At 63.0% G+C, this 9,954-nt stretch carries 8 protein-coding genes and 3 pseudogenes; 6 read left to right on the top strand and 5 right to left on the bottom strand.

The window, feature by feature from the left end:
• A partial coding sequence (locus VMD50_RS09880) for a hypothetical protein (RefSeq protein ID WP_325427268.1) occupies positions 1-335 on the top strand: 335 nt, incomplete at its 5' end.
• Positions 336-644: 309 nt separating this feature from the next.
• On the opposite strand, the gene VMD50_RS09875 is transcribed toward VMD50_RS09880, so the two are convergent.
• Positions 645-1,196, bottom strand: a complete 552-nt coding sequence (locus VMD50_RS09875; RefSeq protein WP_325427266.1) for a DUF4231 domain-containing protein — start codon at positions 1,194-1,196, stop codon at positions 645-647.
• 1,075 nt (positions 1,197-2,271) lie between these two features.
• Here VMD50_RS09875 and VMD50_RS09870 point away from each other — a divergent pair.
• Positions 2,272-4,182: a transglycosylase SLT domain-containing protein gene (locus VMD50_RS09870; RefSeq protein ID WP_325427264.1), complete on the top strand. Its 1,911-nt coding sequence runs from the start codon at positions 2,272-2,274 to the stop codon at positions 4,180-4,182.
• A 39-nt stretch (positions 4,183-4,221) separates the two neighbouring features.
• Here VMD50_RS09870 and VMD50_RS09865 read toward each other — a convergent pair.
• Positions 4,222-4,443 (bottom strand): annotated as a pseudogene (locus VMD50_RS09865) (IS21 family transposase); the annotation flags it as partial.
• Positions 4,444-4,577: 134 nt separating this feature from the next.
• Positions 4,578-5,588 carry a patatin-like phospholipase family protein gene (locus VMD50_RS09860; protein ID WP_325427262.1) on the bottom strand — a complete coding sequence of 337 codons (1,011 nt, stop codon included), beginning with the start codon at positions 5,586-5,588 and terminating at the stop codon, positions 4,578-4,580.
• Between the two features lie 449 nt (positions 5,589-6,037).
• Here VMD50_RS09860 and VMD50_RS09855 point away from each other — a divergent pair, with 449 nt between their 5' ends.
• Both VMD50_RS09855 and VMD50_RS09850 read left to right on the top strand, forming a co-directional pair.
• Positions 6,038-6,346, top strand: coding sequence for a hypothetical protein (locus VMD50_RS09855; protein WP_325427260.1), 309 nt, complete (start codon positions 6,038-6,040; stop codon positions 6,344-6,346).
• 3 nt (positions 6,347-6,349) lie between these two features.
• A complete protein-coding gene (locus tag VMD50_RS09850; protein ID WP_325427258.1) occupies positions 6,350-6,961 on the top strand; it encodes a hypothetical protein in 612 nt (203 codons plus the stop codon).
• Positions 6,962-7,297: 336 nt separating this feature from the next.
• Here VMD50_RS09850 and VMD50_RS09845 read toward each other — a convergent pair.
• Positions 7,298-8,513: pseudogene (locus tag VMD50_RS09845) on the bottom strand (IS110 family RNA-guided transposase).
• 133 nt (positions 8,514-8,646) lie between these two features.
• Entirely contained in the window at positions 8,647-8,865 is a 219-nt protein-coding gene (locus tag VMD50_RS09840; RefSeq protein ID WP_325427256.1) for a hypothetical protein, read from the bottom strand.
• On the opposite strand from VMD50_RS09840, the gene VMD50_RS09835 reads away from it, so the two are divergent.
• Together VMD50_RS09835 and VMD50_RS09830 are read left to right on the top strand one after the other, a co-directional pair.
• The gene (locus tag VMD50_RS09835) at positions 8,797-9,552 is read left to right on the top strand and encodes a phage major capsid protein (RefSeq protein ID WP_325427270.1); all 756 of its coding nucleotides are present in this window, start codon (positions 8,797-8,799) and stop codon (positions 9,550-9,552) included. The two genes, VMD50_RS09840 and VMD50_RS09835, sit on opposite strands and share 69 nt — an antisense overlap.
• Before the next feature lie 16 nt (positions 9,553-9,568).
• Positions 9,569-9,954, top strand: a pseudogene (locus VMD50_RS09830) (IS6 family transposase); the annotation flags it as partial.

Raw genomic sequence — 9,954 nt, 5'->3', positions numbered from 1 at the left:
GGCTCGACGAGTGCGTCGACTGGCTGATCGAGGCGGGCTACCCGATCAAGCGGATCGATGACTTCGGGGAGTGGTTGCAGCGATTCGAGAGCGCCCTGCGTACCCTGCCCGAGCGACAGCGCCGGCACTCGGTCCTGGAGGTGTTGCAGTTCATGTTGCACGCTGTCGAGCAGCTGCAGCCCCCAGAGCCGACCCGCGGGTCCTTCGCGCCGACCGACCGATTCCGTGCTGCGGTGCGAGAGGCGAAAATCGGACCCGATCACGACATCCCGCACGTCTCGGCGCCGATAATCATCAAATACGTCACCGACTTGCAACTGCTCGGACTGCTCTAGCCTGGCTCCGTGGTCGTTAGAAGGTTGCCTGATTTTGGACATTTCGCCCAGTACCAGGTTTGAAGCCGAGGCCGGTGAGCATGAACGGGTCAAACGCGCCGGCTGCGGATTCCGAAACCCGACCAACTCCACCCGCCGGATACGCTTCCACTGCACCCGCAAACAGCGGGCCGCAACCCAGACTTCATGCTGATTGCCCGGTCAAAGTTGAAGAGCCAGTTTAAATGCCGCTTAGGCGATATCGGCGTCCACGGGACGGGCGCTTTGAGGTCTGACTTCGCGCGGCGCCGACGCCACCTGCCGCGCTATTCACCGGGGGCGGGCGGCACTTGGGGCCGTGGTTTGCTCCGGACCAGGACGCCCTACATCCGGCACTGACTTGAAGAACGACCGCGCTTCGTTTTTCCGGATAGCGATCAAATCATCGAGCAGCCTGTGCGTCTCCCTCTGGAGTCGATGCGGGTCGGACAGCTCGAACTGTAGCGCCTTCCAGTCCAGGTACCGCTTCGTGATGTCAAATTCCGTCTCGCGCAGTAATGCCCATCCCGCGTCCCAGTGGTAGAAGCCACGCAGCGCCGTGACCGTGGCAACCACGAAACCGATCACCGCTATCACAACATTCTTATGCACCAAGTCGCTGCTAGCCAGCAAGGGAAGCGCGCCGCCCAACACAATGAGCAGAACTCCGCTGAGGCGGTAGAAACGACGGTGCCACATTGCCCGAGAATCGTAGGAGGCGCGCACGCGCAGGACGTATCTCTCGGCTTGGTCGATGAACTCTTCCGAAGTTCTAGCTTTGGCGAAGTTGAACTGAGGTCCCCGAACAACGCGTTCGCGCAACTTTTTGCAAGTCCGGCGCAACGGATGCACAGTAGGATGGGGCGCTGGGGATGATATCCTCGGCGCCGGTGGGTGAGCGGGCATCTCGCCTTCGCCGATCGATCTTGGTGTGTGCGCTGTGGTTCCGGTCGTACCGCTGTAGCTTTCCCGGCTGTGACGGTGAGGGTGCTCGGCGTACACCCTAATAGCCTCACTTCTTCCAGCTAGCGGAGCTTCTCCGTTCATCCTCTCGCCAGAACCCTTTCCCCGTAAACCAGGCAGGTCTTAGACCGCTGAACCAATTTTCCTACTAAATACGTACGGTCGGGCATTGGTTATGGTCGCGAATCCGACAGCTATGCGCGACAGCCGTTTACAGCAGCGCACATTTCGTGTGCCGGGGATTTGAGCACACGAGCTGTGCGCTGAGATCATTTTCCCGTAAGCGGTGTGCGACATCTTCGTCCCTTAAGCTCTGCTATGAAGCTTAGCCCGCGTTCTCACGTGTGCTACGCGAACGTCTGCACTTTGCCTTTATATCTGCCCATCCCTGTGGCCTATAGTTCTGGGCTGCCATGGCCGACACTAGGGCCTTTCGTAACATGCCGATAGATTCCTTGGCCCGGCGAGACAGCGCGATGGTTGGGCCGCGTGTAATGCCGGGTCCCGGCTGCGTCTCAACTCGCGGCTAATCTGGGCGCCGTTGGACAGCGAGTCAGTAATGTTTTGGTTTGGGCCTCCCGTGGCCGTCCGAGTCGGCAGCGCCCTGCTGGAGTTGATCGGAAATCCCGCTAATCTGTTGACTGCGTTGGGCTCGCGTCCCTCATCGTTTTCTTCTAACTGCACATGCGACCAAGGGTTTCAGGACTTGACCTACACACGCGGCCTGCCATGACGGATTGCCGCCTTCGGACGTCACTCCGGTACCACGGCTATTTTAATTCCGGCATCCGGTGACTTAATCGGATGCTATGTCGGGACCTATGTCCCTACCGCCGGGCGCCCGATGCGATGTCGAATGGAAAATGACATGAATAGGTTGTGTTGGAGGTAACGGAAAGTGCTTACCGAAAACGGCTGGCCTCAGTGCGGTAGCGGCGACTGCGAACACTTATTGGTGCCTGGCACCAGTGATGTGCGCATCGAGTTGCACGCCGGCGCTGTCGCCACCGTACTCACGGCATGGGCGTCCTGGTTTCACCGCACCGTCCGACCAATCGACGTGTACAAGCCGCGGGACTATTGGGGCTGGGCGTCACCGGAAGACGAAGCCCAACAAGGTGTTCCCGACTCGAACCATTGCTCGGGCACGGCTGCGGATCTGTGCGCGACGGCCTTCCCGTGGCACAAGCTGTGCATGCCCCCAGACCAGGTGGGCCGGGTTCGTCACGGGTTGAAGCTATTCGAGAACACGGTTTACTGGGGTCGCGACTGGGGCGGTGAGGGGCAATGCGACGAGATGCACTTTCAGGTCGGGTACAACATGTACGGCAACCCGGCGTTCGCCGACTTCGCCCGGCGCTTGCGCAGCGGATACCTGAACATCTACGGACCCGAAGACCCCACAGCATTTCCTTTGCCGGTCGGCTACTACTACGGTCCGCTCGATGGCCCCGACCACTGCATTTCGTGTGAATATGACAGTGACCTGCCGGCCTGGAAGGATGGGTTGGGCCGCTGGCAGGCCGTGCTAGGGCTGCCGATCACCAAGAAGTGGAATGACGGCATGACGCCCAAAGCCGCCACCACCTTGCAGCTGCAGAAGGGCTGGCCGAGCACCGACGGCATCTACGGCACCGTGCACCAGAGCGAATGGGACGCGGTCATGAAAGAGGGCTGGCGGCTACCCCCGAACTGGGACAGCGGCACAGTCAAACCGCCCCTGCCACAGGAGTCGAACGACTTCCCGCTGCCAGCCGGTTACTACTACGGCCCGATCGATGGCCCGGATGAGAGTATTTCTTGTGAGTACGCAGGTGATCTGCCGGTCTGGAAGGATGGGTTGGGTCGCTGGCAGGCCGCGCTGGGGCTGACGGTCACCAAGAAGTGGAATGACGGCGTGACGCCCAAAGCCGCCACCGCCTTGCAGCTGCAGAAGGGCTGGCCGACCACTGACGGCATCTACGGCACTGTGCACCAGGGCGAATGGGATGCGGTCATGAAAGAGGGCTGGCGCCTACCTCCGGGCTGGGACCGCGCCCCGGTCCAATCGCCGCCGTCGTCGCGATCCAAAAAGTTTCCGCTGCCACCCGGTTACTACTACGGCCCGATCGACGGCCCCCAGGAGTCGATTTCATGCGAGTACGAAAGTGATCTGCAGGCCTGGAAGGATGGGTTGGGCCGCTGGCAGGCCGCACTGGGACTGACGGTCACCAAGAAGTGGAACGACGGCGTGACGCCCAAAGCCGCCACCACCTTGCAGCTGCAGAAGGGCTGGCCGACAACCAATGGCATCTACGGGACCGTGCACCAGGGCGAATGGGACGCGGTGATGAAGGAAGGCTGGCGGTTGCCCGCCGGCTGGGACCCCAGCACAGTCCAACCGCCGGCGCCGCCGATATCGTCGGCAGCGGCGATCCCGGTTAGCGAAGTCCGTTACGAGCGCGAAGGTTTCGCCGAAGGGTGCGACGCTTTCCGCGGGTACGTCAACAAAACCCTTGACTTGATGGGCATTACGGACCCATCGGCGCGCGACAACTGGATGCGTGGGCTGCTCACAGCTGCCCAGCGGGAATCCTCCTACCGTCCCTCGGCGATCAACACAGTGGACTCGAATTCGGTGCAGGGTCCTATGGCGGCCGATGGGTGGCGGTCCGGGTGCTCTCGAGGGCTGATGCAGTGCATCTCCTCGACGTTTGCCGGGTTCCACCAGCCGGGCACGAGTACGAACATCTACGACCCTGTCGCCAACGTCGCCGCCGCGATGAATTACGTCATGGGGCCGCGGTACGATGTATCCCGCGACGGCTCGAACCTGGCCGCAAACGTTCAGCAGTTCGATCCCAACCGGCCGCCGAAAGGATACTAAGCCAACAGGCATCGGCATCGCGGCCGCCCCAAGCTTTATTTCCCCAGAACGGGTCGGGATCAACACTGCCGAAGCCCACCGCGAATACCCACAGACCATGGTCAACACCGGCAACGCCGTCGCAGTGCGCACCCGGCCGAAGCCCACCTGGACCCACCACATTGGGAAACCAGAAATCGCACTGGGCGATCTCGCCAGCCGGATAGGTCATGCGCTACGCCGGTCTAGCGGCAGATACAACGGACGTAATTCACGCACTCGACCCCTTCGGCGCCCACCGTGCCGCACTCCCCTTTCGACGAGCTGGCCGGTAATTGTCTGCGCTGCAATCCGATTCCAACCAGGTCGTCGGCATCCGGTTGCAGTCCGCAGTGCGGCCCCCAGCCCGAAAGTCGTTACCGGAAACGCTTGATGTAGTCCGCCTCGTCCCAGGTGGCCAGAAACTGCTCGGCCGCCGCATAGCCTTTGGCATAGAGCGCCTGGGTCTGCGCAGCGGAGATGCCGAAATCCAAGACCCCGACGTCGGTAGAATCCACCCGGATGGTGCGGGCATTGACCCACGGCTCGTTGAGGTAGGCCTGGTCGCGGCCCACCAACACGGTGGTGATGACGTCTTCGAGCAGATGCGTTCCGCCCAGCAGCCGTAGCGGAGCTAGCGCGGGAACCAGCTTGTCGTTGCCTTCGGGCAGGTTGGGCAGCACGGTCACCCCCAACGTCGCCCACCGCGGCCGCTTGCCGTCGAGGCGATCCAAGGAGTCGATCGGATAGTTCGACAGCAGCCCCCCGTCGACCAGCGTGGACGTCAGGCCACTAGCGGCCGTCAGGGTGACCGGACGGAAGAAGAACGGGATCGACATCGACGCGCGCACCGCGTCGGCCACCGGCTGCTCGTCGGGGTCGCGCCCGTACACCCGGCGGTAGTCCCACGGCAGCCGCACCAGCTGGCCGGTCGTCACATCGGCGGCGGTGACCACCAGCCGGTAGCGGCGTTCCTCGGGCAGCTGGTCGTCGTCGAGGCGTAGATCACCGAATGTGCGCATGCCCAGCGTCTTTAGCTGACCGGCGATGAAGTCGTGGGCGTAGTCACCCCGGTACAGGCCGCTGCCCTGCAGGATTCCCCAGGAGGGACCCAGCACTGGAACGCTCTCAATGGGTCCGGGGTCCAGGAATTTGCGATAGTTCAATCCCAGCGCGAGGTCTTTCACGTCGGCGCCGGTGAGCTGACCGCTTCTGGCTGCGGCCGCCACGATGGCGCCGACCACCGAACCCGCCGAGCTGCCGGCGACGCGGTACGGGCGGTAGCCGGCGTCCATGAGTTTGACAACCGCGCCGACCAGGCCGATGCCCTTGACGCCACCGCCGGCCAACACCAGGTCGATCGGTTTGCCGCCCGCCGCTGCCGTCATGGACTTCTCCCCTTGCACTCCGGCGCCACGACACCGAGCCGGGCGCCACGCCGACTTCTATACGGTATAGCGCACCTTGGCTTGCCGGGAGTTGCGGCGCAGTACGCCACACGAGTGTCAGCCAACTGAACGAAGCGGTTGCTACCTTCGCGCAGACTGTGCACCTGCGCAACCACAAACCGGAATCGGAGCGTTACAACGTGTTGCGCGACGGCTCAAACCTGGCCGCGGCAGTCCCGAGTTCAACCCCACTTTCCGCGGGGACTACTGACGTGCAGGCCCGGGTGGGCGCGCTGCTGGCGACGACCGGATGCGTTTGCGGTTCGACCAGGAGGTCGAGCTGTTCGCGATGATGGCTTGGTAATAATTGGTACTAGTGTGACGGATGAGGCTTTTACACGAGTCTTTAACCATTCCTCAGCATTTGACCCGGCGTGTTATCCACAACTTTGTCGGTGCCTAACGCGAAACTGATACGCGGCCCGATCGAACAAACAGTCGAGCCCGACGGCGCACACGCCGTCGCCGCCATGAAGATGAAAGTTCAAGTACCAGTGTTCCCTGCAACAGTATTGAAGGTGTTGATCGCCACGCCGGGCGACACCGCCGAAGAAGTCGAGGCGATCATGAAGAGCCTCCACAGCTGGAATAGCCGCCGCGCCGAGGCCGAGGGCGTCGTCCTTCTCCCCCGGCACTGGAAGTCGGACGCGGTGCCACTGATGAGTTCGAATGGTCCGCAGAGCGTCATCGACTCGTAGCTCGTGGATGACGCCGACATCGTGATCGCCGTGTTCGACAGCCGCCTCGGAACGGCCACCCCCGACGCAGTGTCGGGTACCGCGCACGAGATTGAACGCACCGCCGAGGCGGGCAAGCCCGTGCACGTCTGCTTCTCCGACGAGCCGGTCAGCCGGAACGCCGACCCGGCAGAACTCCAGCGGTTGAACACTTTCCGCGCCGAGATGGAAGCGAACAACCTGCTGGGTGTCTACGCTGATCCGACCGACCTCGGACATCAGGTGCGCGAGGCCATCGAACACGACGTCGTCAAGTTGGACATCGGCGTAGTTCGGCTGCCGACCGCGTCGCCGCCAGAACATGCGATGCCGCGCCTTACATACGACGAATTCAACAAGCGGCTGGTGGTGGATAACATCAGCAAGACGGTCCGCGCCGATCAGCTCACCCTCGACATTCCAGAAGGCGCATACATCGTCGATTACGACGACGAGTCGATCGACCTGCTCCCGTTGGGTAAGGCCCACTGGCCTGTCACTCTGTTTATGCAATCGCCCCGGCAGATGAAGGTGACCGTGCGGTGGATCGAGAACGGTGAGCCGCACGAGGAACCGCAGACGGTTTACTTCTACTAGCTGGCTGTAGGTCGTGTCAACCTTGAGGTTGGGTGTTGTGGGGCGACATCCGTGGGTGCGGGTGTTGCGGATTGGTTTCGTGTCGGGTGGCGAGGTGATGGGTGCCTGGCGCCCACGCTGACATATGCGACCTCGGGATTTGGGTCATCTGGCGTCGTTCGGGCTGCCGTGGAGGCGAAGGGCCGGGTGCCAAGCTAGACGCGGCGTAACCCGTGTGGGTCCGCCATAGCCGTTCCGGCATCTGATCCGGCCCTTCGTCCCGTCTTCTCAGCCTGGCACTGGCGAGCAGAGTTGTGAAGGGACCTGGTGGTTTCCTTTCGCAGGGGTGGGAAGGGTTTAGCCCCAACGAGTCGGGTCGTAGCTCGCGTGGTCGCGAACGAATGCGTAGGCGATACGGGTAGCACGGTGAGCCAGCGCGCAGGCAATGATCCCGCCGCGTTTGCCGCGTGCCTTGAGACCCAATGCGTAGGCCTTGGCGGTGGGTTCGGTAAGCCATAAGCCGATGCCGAGATCGATCAAGGCTCGACGTAGCGCCACGCTGCCCTCACGGCTGATCCTGCCGTCACGACGCTTACCGGCTGACTCATATTGCATCGGCGAGAGCCCCGATGCCCGGTAGATCTGCCGAGGGCCGGGCCATCTGCACGGATCACCCAGCGCTGCAGCGTAATTCGATACCCGAACCGACGGCCCAACCCGGCACCGAGGTCAGGGTGGCAAACGGGCTCAGTGGCAGCAGTGCGGCCAGTTCAGTCTCAGCGGCCTCGACGTGGGCGTCCAGGTATGCCAGCAGTGTTAGGTCAGTGGCCAACACCTCACGCGCCACGGCCGCGTCATGGGTGGGCAGGGCGTCTGCGGCCGCGGCCACCAAACGTTGGGCCAGCGGGCGGCGCAGTTGCACCTCACGGGCCGCGGCGAAGCGGATCAACCGATTCGTCCCCAGGGCGCGCAGCCGGGCCGGATCGGCGAACTCAGCGGCGACCAGTCTCCCGATCTTGGTGCCCAACACGTCGGGCAGCGTCAACGTCAATCCCGGGAAGGCCCGGTCGAGTTGACCGAGAAGCTGATTCTTCGTCGCGGTCCGGGTGGCGACCCGACGCGAACGATGATGAGCCCACGCAGTCAATTCACCGATGCACGCCTCACGCGCTGTGACCGCTTGTCCTCGTCCTGCCAATGCCAGTTCGGTGATGGCTTCCAGATCGATGGCATCGGTCTTGACCCGCCGGCGGCCTGCTACCCGACGCTGCTCAGCGACGTGAGCAGGGCTGAACTCCAACACCTCCCAGCCGGCTGGCCACCTATAGTCAACCACTGGGCGGTGGTAGTGACCGGCCGCTTCAACACCTACCTTCACCTGCGTCGACGGCTTCACCATGGCCATCACCTGGTGCACCGTCGAGGACAAACCTGCATACGTCATCGCGAACTCGACCGGACCCAACAACCGCTGACGGGCACCGTCAGTCACCGAAAACATCGCCGAGGCCTTGCCGACATCAACGGCAACAACGATCGTGGACGACGCGGCAGGAGCAACTTGCACAGACACGACAACACCTCCGGGGCGTGCCAGAAGAACCAGAGCGCGTCAACGCTCGGATCCTCGAAAGGGACACTGACAATCCCTTCCTGACACCCCCGGAGGCGTTTTGTGAAGGACTAACTCAACTCATATCAGCCGTTCAGCGCGACCGTCGTCGTAGCGGCACGACATTCGTAGCCGCCTCAGCTGCACGTTCGGGCGCCGGTGGCTCGGGCAGGTTGTTCGCCGCGCCGCCGTCCTCTTCCGGTATGTGGTCGCCGTAAACGTCCAAGGTGACGCCGCCGCTGGCATCCTCACGCCCGAGCAGGTCGGCGAACTGATCGTTCGCCCGATCACCCAGCAATCCGTCGCGATGCAAGCGTGCACGGTGGTGCGCTCCGCGTCGCATGTCTACCTCTTCCCGATTGTGGACGAGGACGCCGCGAGCCAGTGGGTGCCCGAAGCGCAAGAGATCACCCTGTCCGACCCGACCGTCACCGAGCTTCAGGTCACGCCGCTGAAAGTTGCTGCCCTGGTGCGGGTTTCGACTGAACTGGCCGAGGACTCCTCGCCGGAAGCGACGACCGTCGTCCAAGAGTCGCTGGCCCGCTCCATCGCCCGCTCGATTGATAAGGCGTTCTTCGCTGCCTCCACAGAGAACGGACCCGATGGCTTGCTGAGCGTGCCGGGCGTCCAGGTCATCGACGCCGGAAGCGCATTCAGCAACTTCGACTGGGCGGTGGACGCGAAAACCGCCCTCCGCAAGGCCGGTGCCGAGCCGTCATCGTTCGTCGCCAGCGCGGAAACGGTGGGTACGTTGTCCTCGATCAAGATCTTCACCGGCTCCGACCTGAGCAGCAACGAACCCTTGCTGGCGGCGACGGACGGCGATGTCACCCAAGCCACCCCGGAGAACGTGCTGGGCGTGCCGCTGATCGCGGTCGCGGACGGCACCGCACTTGCCGACAACCTCATTTGGGGCATCGACAGGCACTGTCACGTTAAGTGCGTGTCGGTGATCTGGGAGGATCGATCGGGTGAGCAGCCCCGCAACGGCGTCGTATAAGCGCCACCGCCACCCGATGGAGATCATCAACCATTGCGTGTGGCTGTACTTTCGGTGCCCGCTGAGCTTTCGTGAGGTTGAGGAGCTGATGCTGGCCCGTGGTGTCCAGGTGAGCTATGAGACGATCCGACGCTGGGGTGCCAAGTTCGGCGCAGGCCTACGCCAACCAGCTGCGCCGGCGCCGCCCCCGACCCGGCGACAAGTGGCACCTTGATGAGGTGTTCATAAAGATCAACGGCAAGCGGTGCTATTTGTGGCGTGCGGTCGACCAGCACGGCAACGTGCTCGACGTGTTGGTGCAGTCGCGGCGAAACGCCAAAGCAGCCAGGCGGTTCTTCCGTAAACTGCTCAAGGGCCTGCGGTACGCGCCGCGTGTGCTGGTGACCGACAAGCTTGCCAGCT

Source organism: Mycobacterium sp. (genome assembly GCF_035506235.1).
In the GTDB taxonomy this organism is placed as follows: domain Bacteria; phylum Actinomycetota; class Actinomycetes; order Mycobacteriales; family Mycobacteriaceae; genus Mycobacterium.
Note: the sequence above shows the minus strand (reverse complement) of the source record. Positions and strands in the feature narration are given on the sequence as shown.